This is a genomic window from Staphylococcus xylosus, from assembly GCF_002732165.1.
GTDB lineage: Bacteria > Bacillota > Bacilli > Staphylococcales > Staphylococcaceae > Staphylococcus > Staphylococcus xylosus.
The window spans coordinates 77,489-97,147 of sequence record NZ_MRZO01000006.1; the positions used below are offsets into that span (position 1 = coordinate 77,489).

Annotated in this window: 18 protein-coding genes and 2 tRNA genes; 15 read left to right on the forward strand and 5 right to left on the reverse strand. The window is 31.5% G+C overall.

Translation table 11 applies throughout. The features are described 5' to 3' along the window. Positions 1 to 349 precede the first annotated feature (349 nt). The 4 genes from BTM19_RS09975 (at position 350) to BTM19_RS09990 (ending at position 6,488) form a co-directional block, all read left to right on the forward strand. Entirely contained in the window at positions 350 to 1,147 is a 798-nt protein-coding gene (locus BTM19_RS09975) for a TerC family protein (RefSeq protein WP_029379129.1), read from the forward strand. Between the two features lie 249 nt (positions 1,148 to 1,396). Beyond that, the gene (locus BTM19_RS09980) at positions 1,397 to 3,184 is read left to right on the forward strand and encodes a S1C family serine protease (RefSeq protein WP_029379128.1); all 1,788 of its coding nucleotides are present in this window, start codon (positions 1,397 to 1,399) and stop codon (positions 3,182 to 3,184) included. Positions 3,185 to 3,202: 18 nt separating this feature from the next. Then, positions 3,203 to 4,561, forward strand: coding sequence for a TrkH family potassium uptake protein (locus BTM19_RS09985; protein WP_029379127.1), 1,359 nt, complete (start codon positions 3,203 to 3,205; stop codon positions 4,559 to 4,561). A 418-nt stretch (positions 4,562 to 4,979) separates the two neighbouring features. Then, entirely contained in the window at positions 4,980 to 6,488 is a 1,509-nt protein-coding gene (locus BTM19_RS09990; protein WP_029379126.1) for a bifunctional metallophosphatase/5'-nucleotidase, read from the forward strand. Positions 6,489 to 6,555: 67 nt separating this feature from the next. Here BTM19_RS09990 and BTM19_RS09995 read toward each other — a convergent pair whose 3' ends face one another. Next, the gene (locus tag BTM19_RS09995; protein ID WP_029379125.1) at positions 6,556 to 7,158 is read right to left on the reverse strand and encodes a CPBP family glutamic-type intramembrane protease; all 603 of its coding nucleotides are present in this window, start codon (positions 7,156 to 7,158) and stop codon (positions 6,556 to 6,558) included. A gap of 5 nt (positions 7,159 to 7,163) precedes the next feature. Next, positions 7,164 to 7,349 carry a YkvS family protein gene (locus tag BTM19_RS10000; protein WP_002483735.1) on the reverse strand — a complete coding sequence of 62 codons (186 nt, stop codon included), beginning with the start codon at positions 7,347 to 7,349 and terminating at the stop codon, positions 7,164 to 7,166. Between the two features lie 199 nt (positions 7,350 to 7,548). Here BTM19_RS10000 and BTM19_RS10005 point away from each other — a divergent pair, with 199 nt between their 5' ends. Further along, entirely contained in the window at positions 7,549 to 8,535 is a 987-nt protein-coding gene (locus BTM19_RS10005) for a lipoate--protein ligase (RefSeq protein ID WP_029379124.1), read from the forward strand. A 99-nt stretch (positions 8,536 to 8,634) separates the two neighbouring features. On the opposite strand, the gene BTM19_RS10010 is transcribed toward BTM19_RS10005, so the two are convergent. Further along, positions 8,635 to 8,853: an IDEAL domain-containing protein gene (locus BTM19_RS10010; RefSeq protein WP_029379123.1), complete on the reverse strand. Its 219-nt coding sequence runs from the start codon at positions 8,851 to 8,853 to the stop codon at positions 8,635 to 8,637. Positions 8,854 to 9,105: 252 nt separating this feature from the next. On the opposite strand from BTM19_RS10010, the gene BTM19_RS10015 reads away from it, so the two are divergent. The 4 genes from BTM19_RS10015 (at position 9,106) to isaB (ending at position 11,441) form a co-directional block, all read left to right on the forward strand. Continuing rightward, positions 9,106 to 9,669, forward strand: coding sequence for a competence protein ComK (locus BTM19_RS10015; protein WP_029379122.1), 564 nt, complete (start codon positions 9,106 to 9,108; stop codon positions 9,667 to 9,669). A gap of 153 nt (positions 9,670 to 9,822) precedes the next feature. Further along, positions 9,823 to 9,897: transfer RNA gene (locus BTM19_RS10020), tRNA-Asn, on the forward strand. Positions 9,898 to 9,899: 2 nt separating this feature from the next. Further along, positions 9,900 to 9,988 (forward strand) — tRNA-Ser (locus BTM19_RS10025). 961 nt (positions 9,989 to 10,949) lie between these two features. Continuing rightward, positions 10,950 to 11,441, forward strand: a complete 492-nt coding sequence (isaB, locus tag BTM19_RS10030; protein ID WP_058625864.1) for an immunodominant staphylococcal antigen IsaB family protein — start codon at positions 10,950 to 10,952, stop codon at positions 11,439 to 11,441. Between the two features lie 570 nt (positions 11,442 to 12,011). On the opposite strand, the gene BTM19_RS10035 is transcribed toward isaB, so the two are convergent. Then, on the reverse strand, positions 12,012 to 12,224 hold the full coding sequence (locus tag BTM19_RS10035; RefSeq protein ID WP_029379120.1) for a TM2 domain-containing protein: 213 nt from the start codon (positions 12,222 to 12,224) through the stop codon (positions 12,012 to 12,014). Between the two features lie 180 nt (positions 12,225 to 12,404). Here BTM19_RS10035 and BTM19_RS10040 point away from each other — a divergent pair, with 180 nt between their 5' ends. After that, positions 12,405 to 12,974, forward strand: coding sequence for a GNAT family N-acetyltransferase (locus BTM19_RS10040; protein ID WP_029379119.1), 570 nt, complete (start codon positions 12,405 to 12,407; stop codon positions 12,972 to 12,974). A 73-nt stretch (positions 12,975 to 13,047) separates the two neighbouring features. Here BTM19_RS10040 and BTM19_RS10045 read toward each other — a convergent pair whose 3' ends face one another. After that, on the reverse strand, positions 13,048 to 13,986 hold the full coding sequence (locus BTM19_RS10045) for a 1,4-dihydroxy-2-naphthoate polyprenyltransferase (protein WP_029379118.1): 939 nt from the start codon (positions 13,984 to 13,986) through the stop codon (positions 13,048 to 13,050). 186 nt (positions 13,987 to 14,172) lie between these two features. On the opposite strand from BTM19_RS10045, the gene BTM19_RS10050 reads away from it, so the two are divergent. The 5 genes from BTM19_RS10050 (at position 14,173) to BTM19_RS10070 (ending at position 19,596) form a co-directional block, all read left to right on the forward strand. Further along, positions 14,173 to 15,525 (forward strand): isochorismate synthase, encoded by a 1,353-nt coding sequence (locus BTM19_RS10050; RefSeq protein ID WP_081224913.1) that lies wholly within the window; start codon positions 14,173 to 14,175, stop codon positions 15,523 to 15,525. Then, positions 15,518 to 17,200 carry a 2-succinyl-5-enolpyruvyl-6-hydroxy-3-cyclohexene-1-carboxylic-acid synthase gene (gene menD, locus BTM19_RS10055; RefSeq protein ID WP_081224914.1) on the forward strand — a complete coding sequence of 561 codons (1,683 nt, stop codon included), beginning with the start codon at positions 15,518 to 15,520 and terminating at the stop codon, positions 17,198 to 17,200. Before BTM19_RS10050 ends, menD begins: the two co-directional genes overlap by 8 nt. Continuing rightward, on the forward strand, positions 17,187 to 17,993 hold the full coding sequence (gene menH / locus BTM19_RS10060) for a 2-succinyl-6-hydroxy-2,4-cyclohexadiene-1-carboxylate synthase (protein WP_029379115.1): 807 nt from the start codon (positions 17,187 to 17,189) through the stop codon (positions 17,991 to 17,993). Before menD ends, menH begins: the two co-directional genes overlap by 14 nt. Further along, positions 17,986 to 18,804: a 1,4-dihydroxy-2-naphthoyl-CoA synthase gene (menB, locus tag BTM19_RS10065; protein ID WP_029379114.1), complete on the forward strand. Its 819-nt coding sequence runs from the start codon at positions 17,986 to 17,988 to the stop codon at positions 18,802 to 18,804. The genes menH and menB overlap by 8 nt, the downstream gene beginning before the upstream one ends. 333 nt (positions 18,805 to 19,137) lie before the next feature. Continuing rightward, the gene (locus tag BTM19_RS10070; protein WP_029379113.1) at positions 19,138 to 19,596 is read left to right on the forward strand and encodes a MarR family winged helix-turn-helix transcriptional regulator; all 459 of its coding nucleotides are present in this window, start codon (positions 19,138 to 19,140) and stop codon (positions 19,594 to 19,596) included. Positions 19,597 to 19,659: the final 63 nt, after the last annotated feature.

Sequence of the window (19,659 nt, forward strand, 5' to 3'; positions counted from 1 at the left end):
TATAATGACCATATTAATAGAATACCTATGACTATGTAGTCAGAGGGGAGTAACTTAACTAAAGTTAAATTGATATATGAAGCATGCAAGTATTGCCTATATATAGTTGAATGCATATTGATATATACTTTTTAACTTAGTCATTTTTATCGTCATTACGAAGTATAATACTTCCGGTAAGATGGGCAGAATAAAACTGTCGAGTGAGACCTTTGCTAACAGTGTATATTATCTGTGAATTGTATTTAATTTACTATATGTTTATTAAAATACGATGAAGAGGTGCCACATGCATTGACTTAGCTTAGGTCTCTATTTTTATGTAAAAAAACTAAAGGAGATGTCCTATATGGATCCGAGTTTGATTTTACCTTACCTATGGGTGTTAGTAGTGCTCGTATTTTTAGAAGGTTTATTAGCTGCAGATAATGCAGTCGTAATGGCAGTAATGGTTAAACATTTGCCGCCGGAACAACGAAAAAAAGCGTTATTTTATGGTTTGCTTGGTGCTTTTATATTCCGTTTCATATCTTTATTCTTAATTAGTGTTATCGCACATTTCTGGTGGATACAAGCACTAGGTGCTTTATATCTATTGTATATGTCTATACGGAATTTGATATCCTTCTTTAACGAAAAAGATCATGATAACAACGAAGGAAATGATGATCATCACTTTGATGAATCTGGAAAAGAGATACATGCAAGTGCTAAATCATTTTGGGGCACTGTGTTAAAAGTAGAATTTGCCGATATAGCTTTTGCAATTGACTCAATGCTTGCGGCACTTGCTATAGCAGTTACCTTGCCGACAGTGGGTATCCATTTTGGTGGCATGGATTTAGGCCAATTTATAGTTATGTTCTTAGGTGGTATGTTAGGTGTTATCATTATGCGTTTTGCTGCAACTTGGTTTGTAAACTTATTGAATAAATATCCTGGTTTGGAAGGTGCAGCGTTTGCGATTGTTGGTTGGGTAGGCGTCAAATTAGTTGTTATGGTGCTTGCTCACCCTGATATTGGAGTGTTAGATGAGCATTTCCCACATGGAGTTTTATGGCAGTCCATCTTCTGGTCGATAATGATCTTATTAGTTCTTATCGGATGGTTAGGTTCTGTTCGTAAAAATAAACAACAAGAAAAATAAACTTGATAACAAAATAGAGAGCTAACTTATTAAAATACTCTTTCTAAAGTGGACACTATAATAGTGGAAATTTTGGGAGGAGTTTTTTTATAATAATTTAAGCGTAAAGACATGTTAATGATAGAAATATATACTCAAAGTGCTTATAATCACATATATATAGTAATAAAATAAAAATAAAGCAGAAATATTTTATGTGATATGTCATAATGGAAGTTAATGAAACATGCAGTTTTAGGGGGAGTAATGGTGAAAGATAATAAAAAACATGTAATCCCAAAAGAAAAATACGGCCGTAAAAGACGCGAGTATTTTCATAATGAAGAACGGGAACAACGTGTACAATTTGAACGTAAAGCAAGAAAACAACGTGCAAAAAAAGCAGAAGAACTAGCTAAGAATAATGAAGAGCGTGTGAAAGAAAATTTGAGGAAAGCACGTATAGAGAAATTGACTCAGGAAGAGATTCAACAGCAACAACAAGTTATGAAAGCACGTAGCAATAATAATGGTGTTACAAGTAGCCAAAATCAAATTAATGAATCATCTAATGAAAATCAACAGAAAGAGACAAATGCTACAGTTAAATCAACAAAAACATCTGATACATCTTTAAATGATAATATTACAGAAACTACAGATTATTCAAATGATAAAGTAAAACATAATAATGAAGCAAAATACGATCATTCAGAAAACAAAGATGAACCGAAAAATATACAAGACGACCATTTTTACTCTGAAGAAGCACAACAATCACGTGTAAATAACTATATAGAAGACGAAAATGAAAGTAAAACACAACTCAATATTGGTGTGAGCGATGAATCAAATTCTCATAGAAAAACGGCTTACCAACAAAATGATAAGCAACCACAGTCATTTATGGATAGAGTTAAGTACTTTTTTATGGAACAATGGGCACAAATATTAATTGTTGTTGCAGTTGTATTATTATTGATATTAATTCAAGCAATCTTTAATAATGTAGATAATAATGGAAACACAAAAGATCATGTATTTCAAAACAATAGTGATAAAGATAAGACTTATACTGCTACAATGAAAAGTGCAAATAGTGCGATTCATTCAGTTGTAACAGTAGAAAATGATACAAGTAATGAATCATCATCTGCAGAGAAAGAGACACAAGAAGCAGGTAAAGAAAACGAATTAGGTTCAGGTGTCGTCTACAAAAAAGTAGGCGACTCTATTTTTATTATGACAAACGCACATGTTGTTGGTGATAAAAAAGAACAAAAGATTACATACGGTAATAATGACTATTCAATAGGTAAAGTGATTGGTACAGATAGATTTTCAGATATTGCAGTCATCAAAGCGAAAGTGAAATCTGATAGCGACGTGAAAGCCATTAAAATGGGAGATTCAAGTACATTAGTACTAGGAGAACCTATTATTGTGGTAGGTAATCCTTTAGGGGTTGATTTTAAAGGTAGTGTCTCAGAAGGTATTGTATCTGGATTAAATCGACATGTGCCAGTAGATATTGATAAAGACGATAAATACGATGTATTAATGAGTGCTTTCCAGATGGATGCGCCTGTAAATCCAGGTAATTCTGGTGGAGGTGTAATTGATAAAAATGGTAAATTAGTTGGTATTGCATCACTAAAAATTGACATGGATAATGTTGAAGGTATTGCGTTTGCTATCCCAGTTAATGATGCGGAATCTATTGCGAAACAACTTGAAGCTAAAGGTGAAGTAATATATCCTAATACTGGTGTAGAATTGGCTAATATTGCAGATATTGATGATACGACAAGACAATCAATCAACTTACCTGATGATGTAAATAATGGGGTGTTGATTGGGAATGTCAAAGATGATTCTATTGGAGAAAAATCTGGGTTGCAAAAAAATGATGTAATAGTAGAATTAGATGGTAAAGAAGTAGAAGATAATCTTAGATATAGACAAATCATATTTAGTCATAAAGATGATTTAAAAACACTAACCGCAAAAGTATATAGAGATGGAAAAGTACAAGATATTAATATTAAATTGAAGTAGCGTTGGGGTGAATAAACGTTGTCCATTTTCAATCAATTATTTAAAAAATCAAGCCCTCAACAAGGTATTGTGATGTATTATATTATAGCAATTATTGTAGCGTTTTTATTGCTGAATTTACCTTTTGTTCATAAACCAGGTATAAAGGTAGATCCAATAGATTCATTATTTGTTGCTGTTTCTGGTGTAAGTGTTACTGGTCTTTCTCCTGTTAATATAGTTGAAACTTATACAACATTTGGTCAAATCATTATTATGATTATACTTAATATTGGTGGTATCGGCGTAATGGCGATAGGAACCATGTTATGGGTTGTATTAGGGAAACATATAGGTATGCGGGAACGCCAATTGATTATGCTAGATAATAACAAAGACACTATGAGTGGTACAGTTAAACTCATTTTGGATATTGTACGTACGATTTTAATTATTGAAGTAGTAGGTGCAGCACTTCTGGCTTTCTATTTCTATAGAGATACACCAGATTTACAATATGCTATTATGCAAGGATTCTTCGTTGCCGTGTCTGCAACCACAAATGGTGGTTTGGATATAACTGGTCAATCTTTAATACCGTATGCAAATGATTATTTTGTGCAAACGATTGTAATGTTTTTGATTATTTTAGGTTCAATTGGTTTTCCAGTTTTGATTGAAGTAAAGGCTTATATTAAAAATAGGATCCCAAATTTTAGGTTTTCATTATTTGCGAAGATCACAACCGTTACATATTTAGTTTTATTTGTATTCGGAGTGATTATGATTTTATTGCTAGAATATAATCATGCATTTCAAAATATGAGTTGGCATAAATCATTATTTTATGCGTTATTCCAATCGGCAACTACTAGAAGTGCTGGATTGCAGACCATTGATGTAAGCCATTTTGGTGAAGGTACAAATGTGGTTATGAGTATTTTAATGTTTATTGGTTCATCTCCGAGTTCAGTAGGTGGAGGAATCAGAACAACAACATTTGCCATTTTAATATTATTCCTATTTAACTTTAGAAATAATACAGAAAAATTATCAATTAAAGCATTTAATCGTGAAATTCATACTACAGATGTTCAACGTTCATTTGCAGTATTTACGATGGCAGGAATATTAACCTTTGCAAGTATGATTTTTATACTTGTTGTGGAGAATGGAAAAATAACATTTTTACAAGCATTTTTTGAAGTAATGTCAGCATTTGGTACATGCGGTTTATCTTTAGGGGTAACAGGTGATGTTAATGATATGTCAAAAACGGCACTTATGATATTGATGTTTATCGGTCGTGTTGGATTAATTAGTTTCATCATTATGATTGGTGGACGTCGTGAACCAGATAAATATCATTATCCAAAAGAGCGTGTACAGATTGGTTAATCAAAGTGAGATAAGTAGCGTAATGAAATAACTATTGTATGAGCGTCCGGGGCATAGATATATGCTTCGGACCTTTTTTAGAGTCACTCTCAAAAAATTGAGCTAGTGACTCTAACGCATGAGCGAAAGCTCAGGTGAACGAACAATCACTCTCAAAAAATTGAGCTAGTGACTCTTACGCATGAGCGAAAGCTCAGGTGAACGAACGACCACTCTCAAAAAATTGAGCTAGTGACTCATAAGTAAAATTTTAAAAATTTAATACTAAATTGATATTGTTATTTGATATGTAAAATAGACCTTTTAGAAAATAAAGCTACTTAATTAAAATTAAACTATTTGAGGTTATAAAAATGGTATTTTAGTATCATGGTATTTTCAAAACATGTTAAACTGTGGTTAATGAGGAGAGAGGCATATGAAAAAAAGTGAAAAGATTGCAATAGACGTTATCACAACTTCAGATATGCATAGTTATTTTCTTAATGGAGATTATAGCTCAAATATTTATAGAGCAGGTACTTATGTTAAATCGATAAGAGAAGAAAACGACCACGTCATTCTATTAGATAGTGGCGGTAGTTTAGCAGGTTCTTTAGCAGCATTCTATTATGCGGTAGTTGCACCGTACAAACGTCATCCAATGATAAAATTGATGAATGCAATGAACTATGATGCAAGTGGTATTAGTCCAAATGAATTTAAATTTGGTTTGTCATTCTTTTCAAGAGCAGTGTCGCTATCTAGGTTTCCTTGGTTATCAGCAAATATTGAATATAAGCGTACACGGGAGCCTTATTTTTCTACGCCATATACTATTAAAGAAATTGAAGGCGTGAAGATTGCTATAGTAGGTTTAACTTCTGATGGATTAATGGAAAGAGAACATTTTGAAATGGAAAAAGATGTTCAAATTGAAAAAACTTTATTATCTTCTAAACGTTGGATTCGTTTTATACATGAAACAGAGAAACCAGAATTTCTTATAGTGATTTATCACGGTGGACTTAATCAGTTAAATAAGTCAGCTAATGAGCATGAACAGAATGTGAATGAAGCGGAAAAATTAATGCAGACATTAGGAGTTATAGATTTATTGATTACTGGACACCAACATCAAACGTTTATAGGTCAAAATGATAAAACGGTTTATGTTCAAGCAGGGCAAAATGCTGAACAGTTAATTCATGTGAAAATTAATTTTAAAAAGCGCACAACTTCATATGAATTAGAAGATATCCAATCTCAAATTATTGATTTGAATGAATATCATGAAGATAAGGATTTATTAAATTTAACTTTTTATGATAGGAAAACGGTTGAACATTGGAGTAAGGAAGTTTTAACGAACACAGATATTGACGCTAAAGTTGAGGGGTTAGGCGATGTTATCACAAAACCTCATAAGTTTACACAGCTCTTACATGATAGTATAAGATTAGCATTTGATTACGATATTTCATGTGTACATTTACCTATAAGCGGTGAAAAGGGATTGTCAGGTACAATTACGAATGAGGAACTATATAATGCGCACCCTCATCCTGATATTCCAATTGATTTAACGATTAAAGGTCAACAAATTAAAGATATTTTAGAATATTGTTATGGTCATATTGAGTTTAGCCAAGGAGAGCTTAGCCTAACTATTGTAGATGAGACACTTTGTACATTCTGGCAAGGTGTAGATTACATTATAGATATGAATGCCGAACCGTTTAACCGTGTTACTCTTAAAAATATTAGACTAGATCATATGTATCGTGTAAGTATGACAGATTACTGCTATAGAAATTATAGACAGTATTTAGAAGATGCTGTGATTCATGAAACTGGTGAAATCACAATGGTAGAGTTAATTTCGCGTAATTTAAAAAATCAAGACTATCAGATTCAACAAAAACAAACATTTGAGGTCATAAAATAAAAAAACAGGGAGATTCATTTTATAATGAATCTCCCTGTTTTTAAAACAAATAATGCTTTTTTAAGGTTTATGCGTTAAATATTAATAAGATGACAACAGCTACAATTTGTGCAATAACCGTTGTGGCGATTCGACGTGTATAAAAATAACTTAATGAAAGTACGATTTGTACAATAAACACAAAGAATACAATCCATAAATTATCTAGGTAGTAAAATAAAGAAGCTGAACAAAATGCTGTAATTATAATACCTAACCAACTAGGTAAATTTAATTTTAGTAATTCTTTTTGTAATACAGTACGCATATATAATTCATGGCAAGGTATTACAAAAACTAATGTAACTAGCATTTGCCATTTATAATACACACCTGTACGTGTTAGTTCTTTTATTAATTCAGCATATTTAATATCGGTAGCTATAGCTGCGATAATAAGTTGAATAACGATTAACACAATACCTGTAATGATACCTATACCTAAAGACGTCAGTAGCCGTTTAGACTCTATATCTCTTTGATAAAAAACATAACTAACACCTGCGATTAGCATGATGCCGGTATATAGATACCAATATTCTTGTTTTTCGCCCCACATAACATATAAGATAATGTGGAATACAAGAAAACTTACAATAAACCATATTAATGCCTTAGAAAGTCTATTCATTTTAACTATCCTTCTTGTTCAACGATTGTATACCGTTTATGATTAATGACAGTCTTTTCAGGCAAGTCTAGTTCTTCGAAGTTCTCCATAATTGTTAAATCAACAATTACTGAGTTGTCATTAATTTTTTCTACTCGACCCTTTAAGCCATCATAAAATTCTACGATATTTCCAACTTCTGCAACAGTCATTTTTAGTCCTCCCTAGAAATGCTAACTAGATAATATTATACAAAAAATCCTCTTACAAATAAACAAATAACCATTAAATTGCTTGATATAAGACAATTTATAAATTTTACTTTATTCTCAAAGTGAATGATTGGCAATTTTTGTGAAAATATAGCATAAATAAGGTAAGGGTATATAATATGGAAAAGGAGTGTAGTAAATGAAGTTTATTAGTAACAATAATATTACAGATCCAACGCTTAATTTAGCAATGGAGGAGTATGTATTAAAAAACATGCCTAAAGATGATAGTTATTTTTTATTTTATATAAATAGACCATCCATTATTATTGGCAAAAATCAAAATACTATTGAAGAAGTGAACCAATCATATATTGATGAACAAGGTATCGATGTTGTAAGACGTATATCTGGTGGGGGCGCAGTTTATCATGATACAGGGAATTTAAATTTTAGTTTTGTTACGGATGATGATGGCAATAGCTTCCATAATTTCCAAAAATTTACTGAACCAATTGTTGAAGCGTTGAAATCGCTTGGTGTTGATGCAAAATTAAGTGGAAGAAATGATATACAAGTTGGTGAAGCTAAAATATCAGGAAATGCTATGGTAAAAGTAAAAGATCGTATGTTTAGTCATGGTACTTTAATGTTGAATAGTGAACTAGATGAAGTTCAGAATGCTTTAAAAGTGAACCCAGCAAAAATTAAGTCTAAAGGTATTAAATCTGTAAGAAGTAGAGTTGCAAATATTTCTGAATTCTTAGATGAGCCAATAGATATAGATGAATTCAAAGAAATAATTCTAAAAAGTATTTTTGGCGAAACTCAAGTAGAAGAATATAAACTTACAGATGAAGATTGGCAAAAAATAGAAAAGCTAAGCAATGAAAAATATCGTACCTGGGAATGGAATTATGGAAGAAACCCGAAATATAACTTTGAAAGAGAAGAAAAATTTGAAAAAGGTTTCGTACAGATTAAATTAGATGTAAAGAAAGGACGTATTGAACACGCAAAAATTTTCGGTGATTTCTTTGGTGAAGGTGATATTACGGAATTAGAAAATGCGTTAGAAGGTACAATGCATGAATTTGATAGTATTGAAGAGGCGCTTTCAAATTATGATATTTATCATTATTTTGGAGATATCGATCGGCATGAACTAATTAGACTCATGTCATAAAACTTTAGATAAAAATAATTTTGAAAATGTAAAAGGTCTATTCACTAACTTAATTGATAAGTAGGGAATAGACCTTATTTTAAATAACAAGCCTTTAAATTAACCAACGAGGAATTCCTCCAAGTTTCTATATTCTTCAGTATAACGTTTGAAATCATTCTCGTTTTTATTTTTAAGCGCATTATCGATAAGTCGTTCCAACTCTTGCTTGCGAACATTGCGTAAAGATTCATCGATGATTAATTCAATACCTAAGTCGTTAATTGTTGATACAAATGATTCTAAAGTATTGTATTTTACATGTGTATTGTGTTTCATAAACGTCACAGCCTTTCTATCTTTATTTACATATAGTATACAAGGTTTTAATTTTTAAATCAATGAATATTCTGATTTTTCCGAAAAAATAGTGTTACATGCAAGTTTACTGAAAATGAGAAATCGAAAAAAGCATTATACTAAAAATTAATTGCAGGAAATTTATAAAAGTATTTATATTATTTATTGATTTTAAGATGTTGATGATATATTATTTGAGTATCACCAAAAGTTATGAAGGAGGTAACAACAATGATTCAACCATATATTATTAAAAAAGGTGATATGGTTTTACAACCATGCAATTTAGCTACTGGACATTATGAAGGTAGTTACTTGCTAAGGTATAAAGCCGACAGTCAAATTATTAAAGAACGAGTATCAAAAATAATCGACCGTTCATGTAGGTTTTATGGTAGCAGTTATGTATTTAAAAAAGAAGATACCATGCGTATTACAGGTATAAGCAGTAAGCCACCCATTCTATTCACTCCATTATTTCCCACTTATTTCTTTCCCACACACTCTGATCGTAAAGCAGATAATACCTGGATTAATATCCATTATGTACATAATATTAGACCACTTAAAGAAAAGAAATGTAAGGTTACTTTTGTAGATAATCAAAGTATTGTAGCTAACATTTCTGCTCATAGCATGCATCATCAATATTTAAATGGTATATATTATTATTACATGATGGATAGGGCAGCAAGAGTCGCTACATTTGATCCTGATTCGCCAATTGATTATACTAAACCACAATTAAATATATATGAAGCGTTGGCTAAATATTCGTTGTTTGAATCGAAATAGCAAAAATTAGTAAATAAAAAATGTAAAAAAGACATATGTGGAATATTATATTAATTTAGTGTAAATATTCCGCATATTTTTTTTGTATACCTCTTGAAAAATTAAAGATAGTTGATATAATAGTATTTGTGCTTGATTAAAGGCATTGATTATTCCACAGTAGCTCAGTGGTAGAGCTATCGGCTGTTAACCGATCGGTCGTAGGTTCGAGTCCTACCTGTGGAGCCATTGGAAACGTACTCAAGTTGGCTGAAGAGGCGCCCCTGCTAAGGGTGTAGGTCGTGAAAGCGGCGCGAGGGTTCGAATCCCTCCGTTTCCGTAAGAAAAGAACTCTCGTTAAATTGACGTAAATGAAGCGTTGGTTTAACGGGAGTTTTTTGTTTTGATGAGTTTATATTATTAATTGTTAAAAAGTTAAGGGAATATACTAATATGAGAGTTTTCGTATTAGTGGTAGGGTGTATATGGTGTCCCCCCTTAACCACCTGAAAGTATCTTTTCGTAGCCATCCTTTGGGATGGTTTTTTTGTATTTTAAAGACATTACTACTGTTTATTATATGCCAATGAGCATGTATTATATAACTATTGAAAGTGATTTTTACTAATATGATGAGTTTTTCTATTTAAAAATAAGGAGATTCCCTAATTTGGTTAATATAATTAATGTGATAAGCTATAGCAAGTGGACTTCAGACATCTACATATATCTGTTAAGTAGCAATATTACATTACTATAATGTTACGTTTTTGTTACTTGATATTACAAAAACAAAACAAACTAAAAGCTAATATAGGAGCTTTGGTTTGTTTTTTTATTTCTAAATTTTAAAAAATAGGGTGAAATTACTTATTTATTATAATTGTTATTGTATAAAAATAAAAAGGCTAAATCAGAGTGATTTCTGATTTAGCCTTTTTGAAATGAAAAGAACTAATTAGATTTGTTACTTAGAGATAGCATCAATAATAATATTAATGGTAGTGATAATAGCATTTAAGATATCTTTAAGTACGATAATCCCTAATTTATCAGTCATTACTATATATTGTGCTATGTTTTTATGGATTTTTAAGTTAAGATATTGATAATTTAAATAAAAGTAAATTTCACAACAATAAAATAAAGAAGTCTGTAAGTATTCAGTTTAAAAATTTATATTAGAAATTCTAAAATATTGTGATAAATATTATAAAAATAGTTGTAATATTTGTAATGCTATCGTAATATAATAGTGTGAGTTAAAGATTTAAAACAAAAACTGAGGAGGTAACTTTGAAATGAAGAAATTATCAAAAATTGTTTTAGCAAGTAGTATTGTTTTTGGGACTGTCTTAGGTGCTAATGTTGTAAATGGAGAAGGTATAGAGAAGCAAGCAGAAGCTGCACAAACACCATGGTATAATTATAACGGTTACACAGCTCCAAGTAGTAATTTTGTATTAGATAAGAATTTTAAAACAGCATTGAAATACGATAATGTAAAGATTAATGGTTATAAACTTACTAGCAATAAGTCAGACGCATCTAATGAAGTAAAAGTGTATGATCAAATTTTTTACAAAGTGAGTAATCATAAAGCAGATCAAGTCGCATTTAACCTAGATGGACGAACTGTAACGCCACAAAAATTAATAAATGTTTATGGTCAACCAGTAGAGAAACCCGTTGAAACTGCTGTAGGTAAAGTTTATAAATATAAAGTAGGCAATAAAACTGTTCAATTTTTTGTAGATAAAGGACACGTATATAGAGCGCAAATTAATAGTTAAAAACTACTCTATTAGTGTTTTTTATTGTAGTAAGCTTCTTTAAATAGTAAATCGAGGTGCTGATAGGTCACTGTTTTACTTAATGACAAACATTTTTTAGTACATGTCTTAGAACTTTTATATAAATATTAAACTCCTCTAAGGGTAGTTACTTCAAATGCAAAAGTAAACTACCTTTAGAGGAGTATTTTAATTCAAAAAAGTAATGATTGTTTATATGGCGATTTTAGGATTAATTTTATGAGAGACTTATTACACGCAAATTAAAGAAGGGAGTGAGACTTTAAATAATGTCTCACTCCCTTCTATTTTGATAATTTGTATACTGCACTTTTATTAAGTGGCTAATTATATAATGAGATAATTTTTATTTTTTACTTATTAGATTTCTAATCGCTCTAACAATATAGCCTACAGCTAATGCTCTAAATATGCGTTGAATTATATTTTTCATTTTAAACCTCCTAAGTTACATTTCGAAATTTTAATTTGGATTATATTTTCTTTACCCTGTTCTAAGTGAAATATAGATGTTTTTGTAAATTTATGAATTATTTTCTACAATGCGTATTATTTTTCAAAAGTAATTAAACCATCTTCATCAGCCTTATGAAAGAAAATAGTAATAATTCCACTTATTATTGCAATAATATATGGAATCCCCGTCCAGAAGAAAATGAGATGGATAATGCCTTGTAAAAGTTGATTAGAGTAAAACTTATGGATTCCGCACCAACCTAATATGAATGCGAGTACAACATAGATTACTTTGTTTACTTTCATGTGCCCATATCCTTTCGTATTAAATTAATTGCTTTAATTATCTCTTAAATCTAAGTTTACAACAATAAAAAACTATTGTTCCTATAAAAATCAGTATGTAGTATCATGATTACTTCGAATTTTTCAGTTGATTCGTATATAATAGAATCAAAGAACTTATGAATAAGGGGAGCGTTACTGATGATTAGAAAAGCAAAACCAAGTGATACACCGAAAATTGCTGAACTATGTTATATCATTTGGAGTGAACTTGATATACAAATGGTTGAAGATATAGATAAATCACGACTGCTTAAAATTATGGAACAGAGTATGATTGAAGTACCTTATAGAGGACATTATAGTAACACGTGGGTCTATGAAATAGAAGGCGAGGTAGCTGGTTGCTTAATCGCATATCCTGGGGACAAAGAAATTGCGCTTGAACAGGCATGGTTGGATATGGATCTAGATGATGATATTCGTGCATACGGAACTCCTATGCCGATGAAAGAAGCGAATGATGATGAATGGTATATCGAAACTGTTGCGACTTTCCCTCAATATCGCGGTCGAGGTGTAGCAACGCAGTTAGTACAACATGTTATAGAGGCATACAGTGATAAAAAGTGGAGTTTAAATTGTGATGTTCATAATGATGGGGCACTTTACGTTTATAAAAAACTAGGATTCCAAATTGTTAGCGAGTTTGACTTATATGGTCATATGCATTATCACATGATCTTACCAATCAGTGATAAAAAACAATAAAAAATCGACCTTCATTTAATGAAGGTCGATAATAAAGTATATTTAATAGGGATTTAACATAAAACGTACTTTATTAAATACCGCCTAATATTGCACTGATATAAATACCTAGCGCATATAATAAACCGAAGAACGTGTTAGTTTTACCAGTTGCGGCCATGGCAGGCATCATTGTTTGTGGTGTGTCATTTTTCTTGAACCTACGCACTGCTTTAATAGGCATAGGGAATGATAACAATGCTAGTAAATAAAAGATTGAACCACCAGGTTGGAAGAAAGTGATATATATAACTAGTATATAAGCGACAATATACATTAGTGCTAAGAAACGAATAGAATTATTTTTGCCAAGTAAGATAGGTAGCGTTTTACGACCACTTTCTTTATCTTTAACACGGTCACGGATATTGTTCGCCATATTAATTAACCCGATAGTAATAACGATTGGGATGCTTATCCAAACAACTAAGCTTTGTAAATTACCTGTTTGAATGAAAAAAGAAATTAAAATGATAATCATACCCATGAATACGCCCGAAAATAATTCGCCAAAAGGAGTCCATGAAATGGGGAATGGACCACCAGTATATAAATATCCAACAGCCATGCACACAAGACCAATAGGTAATAACCAAAATGAACTTTGTATGGCAATAAATATGCCTAGTATTGCAGCTATGATATAAAATGCAATGGCTAAGTTCAAGACTAACTTAGGACTCATGCCATTTCTAACGATTGCACCACCAATACCTACAGAAGTGTGATCGTCGAGTCCTTTCTTAAAATCATAATATTCATTAAACATATTTGTTGCAGCTTGAATGAGTAAGCATGCGATTAACATTGCTAGAAAAACACTAAGATTTAGTTGGTTTTCACTACCAAGGATAAAGATTTTTGAAGTAGCAGTACCGACAAGTACAGGCACCACTGCAGCAGTTAAAGTATGTGGTCGCATTAACTGCCAGTATTTTTTGACAGTAGAATATTGTTGATATTGAGATGCCATAATGATTTACCTCGTATTCTTTTAATTTATAATATTTTTTATCAAATATATTTTAATGGAAGAAGTTAGAAAGGTCAAATTACGTAAAAATGTATGAATGAAATAAGCTAGAAACCATACACACATTGTGAAAAGTGGTACAATATCATAATGAGTACAAACTGATAAATGAAAGAAGTGAAATAGATGACTTTTGACGTCAAGGAAAGTGAAATTGTCGAAGCGGTATACGAAAGTAATCATACTTGGGTCTCTGTAGAAGCAAAATTGAATTATGAATTAGATCCTACAATATTATTTCATATAACGGAAGATTGTGCGGGAGACCGTTTTTATTTTAAGAAAAATGACAACGAAACTTCATTCTTTGGCTATCATGCTATTACAAGATTTAAAAATGATTTTGAAAATAAACAATCTATTTTCCGTGAATGGGAAAAATATAAAAATGACATTGAATTAATTCATCCAAATTCTGATAAACATCATTTGAAAATATGTGGAGGCTTCCAGTTCTCTACGCATAAATCTGGTGATGAATGGCGCGAATTTGGTATTAATCATTTTATCTTACCTGAAGTATTAGTAACAATGGAGCAAGGATATACCTATATAACTTATACAGTGAAAGCAGATCAATTTGAAATTGGTACGTTTGTATCGATTATAGATAAATTAACTCAAACAAATATTTATCCTGACTTTGAAATAGGGGATATTAAGCGTATTGAAGACATATATAAAGATGAGTGGCGTGATTTAGTAAAAGATACGATTGACATATTAGATGAAAATAAAAAAATTGTATTAGCGAGAAAACGTTTAATAATCTTTGATAAACAGATTAAAATACCTTATATTTTGAAAAAGGCTTCTCAAGGAGAACATAATAGTTATTTATTTATTTTAGAGTCACAAGATAGTGTTTTCTTTTCACAGACACCAGAACAATTAATGGAAATAAATGATGAAATACTATCGACGAAAGCAGTGGCGGGGACGATAAAACGCACACATCAAGGTGAATTAGATAATGAAAATATCCAAGCTTTTTTAAATGATGAAAAGAATTTGAATGAACATCGCTTTGTTGTTGAAAGTATATTAAATGATATATCACCTTATGTAGAAGACGTTGCTTATAACGAAGAACCACAAATATTAACAAATGACCATTTATATCATTTATATACAAAAATAAAAGGTCAATTAAAATATGAATCTTATATAGGCTTATTGGATAATCTGCACCCGACACCAGCATTAGGAGGTTATCCGAAAGTTGAAGCATTAGAATATATTGAACAAAATGAATTCGGTACACGCGGACTTTATGGCGCACCAGTCGGTTATATTGATATGTATGACAACTGTGAGTTTATTGTGGCAATTCGTTCGATGTTGATTAAAAACAACCAAGCCACATTGTATGCCGGCTGTGGTATTGTGAGTGATTCTGATGCAGATAGTGAAGTAGAAGAGACGGCAGTTAAATTTAACCCTATGATGAAAGCTTTAGGAGTCGAGGAATATGAATAATCATACAGATGCACTAACGAAACAAGTATTTACTTTTGTTTCAGAATTATATGCTTATGGCATAAGAGAAGTAGTAATAAGCCCAGGTTCACGGTCAACACCATTGGCAATTGCAGTTGAGGCACATCCTAAATTAAAATCTTGGATTCATCCAGATGAAAGAAGTGCTGCGTTTTTTGCTATGGGATTAATGAAAGGAAGCGAACGTCCAGTTGCTATTCTGTGTACCTCAGGTAGCGCTGCTGCAAACTATACACCCGCTGTTTCAGAGAGTAGTTTAAGTCATTTACCTTTAGTAGTGCTTACAAGTGATCGCCCACATGAACTCCGAAATATTGGTGCGCCTCAAGCGATCAACCAAACGAATATGTTTCAAAATTATGTGCAATATCAATTTGATTTTCCAATAGTTGATACGAATGAAGCGGAAGATTTTATGACGAAAACCGTCAAATTCCAACTGCAAAAAGCGAGTCAATTTTTATATGGACCCCATCGTGGTCCAATTCATTTAAATTTACCATTCAGAGAACCATTAATTCCAAATATGGAGAAGGTTGAATGGTTAACATCAGATATGAAAATCTTACCACATTATCAAAAAACAACTAGTTTAAATGAAATTAGTTCGATTATTAAAAAGAGTAAGGGCTTGATTATCGTTGGAGACATGCAACATCAAGATATTGATCAAGTGCTAACTTTTTCAACGATACATGATGTACCAATATTAGCTGATCCATTGAGTCAACTAAGACGTGAACATCATCCTAATGTTGTGACGAGCTATGACTTATTATTTAGAGCAGGGTTACAGTTAGATATTGATTTTATTATTAGAGTTGGTAAACCAGTTGTTTCTAAAAAATTAAATCAATGGTTAAAAGAAACAGAAGCATTTCAAATTTTAATTCAAAATAATGATAAACCGGATGCATTTCCAATCACACCACATGTTTCCTATGAAATGTCAGCCAATGATTTCTTTAGACAATTGTCAGAAACGCCAATTGTCGAACGTAAGCGTTGGTTAGAGAAATGGCAGACATTAGAGAAACATGCTATTGTTGAGATTAGAGATTATGTAAGAACGGCAACAGATGAAGCTGCATACGTCGCGAATGTATTAGACAAATTAACAACTTCAGATGCCTTGTTTGTTAGTAATAGTATGCCAATCCGTGATGTTGATAATCTCTTTATCGATTGTGATGCGGAAGTATTTGCGAACCGCGGCGCAAACGGTATCGATGGGGTAATATCAACAGCATTAGGCATGGCAGTTCATAAAAAAGTAACTCTATTAATAGGAGATTTAGCGTTTTATCACGATATGAATGGCTTATTAATGTCTAAATTGAATGATATTAATTTAAATATTGTTCTACTCAATAATGATGGTGGTGGCATTTTTTCATATTTACCTCAAAAGGAATCAGCTGAAGATTATTTTGAACGCTTGTTTGGTACACCAACAGGACTTAATTTTGAACATACAGCTTTGCTATATGATTTTGCATTTGATAGATATGAATCAATCGAAGCGTTTAAATATGCTGATTTATCAAAATTTGGTGCACATATTTACGAAATAATTACACAACGTGAAGAAAATAAACAACAGCATCTAAAACTCTATAAAAAGTTGAGTGATATTGTTAATGTTAAATTATAAATTTTATCAATCAAAATGCGATACAGATGAATTATTGGTTATGTTACATGGGTTTATCAGTGACCAACAGGCTTTTAGTAAACATGTGCATGTCTTGCAAGAAAAGTTGAATATTTTAACTGTAGATTTACCTGGACACGGCCAAGATGACTCAGATATAAATCAAACATGGAATTTCCCATTTATTACAGACCAGTTAGATGAGCTATTAAAAACATTCCAAAGCTATCAATTGTTTTTACACGGTTATTCAATGGGTGGTAGAATTGCATTGTATTATGGAATTGAAGGGCAAGTCGCTTTAGCAGGATTGATTATAGAAAGTACATCACCAGGAATTAAAGAATTAGAAGACCGTAATGAAAGGCAATTGGTTGATCAGGCTAGAGCTAAAGTACTAGAAATTGCAGGTTTAGAAATTTTTGTTAATGATTGGGAAAAGTTACCGCTTTTCTATACACAGCATGAATTAGATAAATCTATTAAGAAAGAAATACGTGATATGCGCTTACGTCAAAATCCATTGCGTTTAGCGAAGGCATTGCGTGATTACGGTACTGGACAAATGCCTAATTTATGGCCAAAGTTAAAGGAAATTAAAGTACCGACTTGTATTATAGTAGGTGTTCTAGATGGTAAATTCTGTAAGATTGCTAAACAAATGGAAACTATGATTCATAACTCGGAGTTAAATGAAGTAGAACAAAGTGGTCATACAGTACATGTGGAAGAATTTGCAGAATTTGATAGAATAGTATTAGGTTTTATTCATAAGGAGGAGCAAAATGACTAGACAGTGGGAAACAATTAAAGAATATAAAGAAATTAAATATGAAATATATGACGGTATTGCAAAAGTAACGATTAATCGTCCTGAGGTTCGTAACGCATTTACACCAAATACAGTACAAGAAATGATAGACGCGTTTACAAGAGCGCGTGATGACCAACGTGTTTCTGTTATTATCTTAACTGGTGAAGGGGACAAAGCATTTTGTTCAGGAGGGGATCAAAAAGTACGTGGCCACGGTGGTTACGTAGGCGATGATCAAATTCCTCGTTTAAATGTATTAGACTTACAAAGACTTATCCGTGTTATTCCTAAACCTGTAGTTGCAATGGTGAGAGGTTATTCAATCGGCGGAGGGCATGTACTTAGCGTCGTTTGTGACTTAACAATCGCAGCAGACAATGCAATCTTTGGCCAAACTGGCCCTAAAGTTGGATCATTTGATGCTGGTTACGGTTCAGGTTATTTAGCTCGTATAGTAGGACACAAAAAAGCTCGCGAGATTTGGTACTTATGTCGTCAATATGATGCTCAACAAGCTTTAGACATGGGCTTAGTAAATACTGTCGTTCCATTAGATCAAGTTGAAGATGAAACAGTACAATGGTGTCAAGAAATGAAACAACATTCACCAACGGCTTTAAGATTCTTGAAAGCAGCTATGAATGCAGACACTGATGGTTTAGCTGGACTTCAACAAATGGCTGGTGATGCTACTTTACTTTACTATACAACAGATGAAGCAAAAGAAGGCAGAGATGCGTTTAAAGAAAAACGCGATCCAGACTTTGACCAATTTCCAAAATTCCCATAGAATTTGAATGAAAAGTAATATTAAAAATCAATAATGAGATTCCGATTAACTAGGTGAGGCTATCCCTCACCTAGTTTTTTTTGTAAAAAAGGTAAAACGATACATATTATTAAGAAAAGTGATATAAGTTAAAAATTTATTTACTATTAACTTTATCAACGTAACATGATAAGAGATACAAAAAATTATAGATAAGTTAATATAAATCTAATCTCTCTCTAATATATAGTGTTAAACTTTTAATGTGAAAACTTTTTTACACTTAATTATTGTATTTGACTAAAATTAAAACCTAGATTAATATTATAATTGAGAAGGGATGAGGAGGAAAATATGACAACAGATATGTATGATCAAATGAGAAAAGAAATGTGTTACTTGTTTTATATAACAAGCAAAGATATTGTAAATAGATTTAATAAGTATTTGAAACGATATGATATAAGTTTTCCTAACTATATTGTTTTGCTGTATATTGAAAACGAAATTCCAGTATACATAAAAACGTTGTGTGATGAATTGTACTTAGATTCAGGAACAATTAGTCCAATCATTAAAAGGCTAGAGAAAAAAGAATTGATTCGTCGTCTTAGAACAGAAGATGATGAACGCAGAGTGAAAGTAATGTTAACTACAAAAGGGATAAAGTTAAAGGAAGAATTTTCTAAAATTTCAGAAGAAGTGATTCAGCAATTTGATATGGAGAAAGAAGATTCATTAGCTTATTATCGAATATTAAGAACGTTTGCTGAGAAAAATATCTATACTAAAGATGAGAGTGAGCAACTTTAGAAATGAAAGTTATATTTAATAAGTACAACAAAGTAAATTAATAATTATATCGATTTAAAAATG

Bases quoted from the DNA above. Each gene is read 5' to 3' on its own strand.
- BTM19_RS09975 (WP_029379129.1), top strand. From the start codon at position 350: ATGGATCCGAGTTTGATTTTACCTTACCTATGGGTGTTAGTAGTGCTC.
- BTM19_RS09990 (WP_029379126.1), top strand. From the start codon at position 4,980: ATGAAAAAAAGTGAAAAGATTGCAATAGACGTTATCACAACTTCAGAT.
- BTM19_RS09995 (WP_029379125.1), bottom strand. From the start codon at position 7,158: ATGAATAGACTTTCTAAGGCATTAATATGGTTTATTGTAAGTTTTCTT.
- BTM19_RS10000 (WP_002483735.1), bottom strand. From the start codon at position 7,349: ATGACTGTTGCAGAAGTTGGAAATATCGTAGAATTTTATGATGGCTTA.
- BTM19_RS10005 (WP_029379124.1), top strand. From the start codon at position 7,549: ATGAAGTTTATTAGTAACAATAATATTACAGATCCAACGCTTAATTTA.
- BTM19_RS10010 (WP_029379123.1), bottom strand. From the start codon at position 8,853: ATGAAACACAATACACATGTAAAATACAATACTTTAGAATCATTTGTA.
- BTM19_RS10015 (WP_029379122.1), top strand. From the start codon at position 9,106: ATGATTCAACCATATATTATTAAAAAAGGTGATATGGTTTTACAACCA.
- isaB (WP_058625864.1), top strand. From the start codon at position 10,950: ATGAAGAAATTATCAAAAATTGTTTTAGCAAGTAGTATTGTTTTTGGG.
- BTM19_RS10035 (WP_029379120.1), bottom strand. From the start codon at position 12,224: ATGAAAGTAAACAAAGTAATCTATGTTGTACTCGCATTCATATTAGGT.
- BTM19_RS10040 (WP_029379119.1), top strand. From the start codon at position 12,405: ATGATTAGAAAAGCAAAACCAAGTGATACACCGAAAATTGCTGAACTA.
- BTM19_RS10045 (WP_029379118.1), bottom strand. From the start codon at position 13,986: ATGGCATCTCAATATCAACAATATTCTACTGTCAAAAAATACTGGCAG.
- BTM19_RS10050 (WP_081224913.1), top strand. From the start codon at position 14,173: ATGACTTTTGACGTCAAGGAAAGTGAAATTGTCGAAGCGGTATACGAA.
- menD (WP_081224914.1), top strand. From the start codon at position 15,518: ATGAATAATCATACAGATGCACTAACGAAACAAGTATTTACTTTTGTT.
- menH (WP_029379115.1), top strand. From the start codon at position 17,187: ATGTTAAATTATAAATTTTATCAATCAAAATGCGATACAGATGAATTA.
- menB (WP_029379114.1), top strand. From the start codon at position 17,986: ATGACTAGACAGTGGGAAACAATTAAAGAATATAAAGAAATTAAATAT.
- BTM19_RS10070 (WP_029379113.1), top strand. From the start codon at position 19,138: ATGACAACAGATATGTATGATCAAATGAGAAAAGAAATGTGTTACTTG.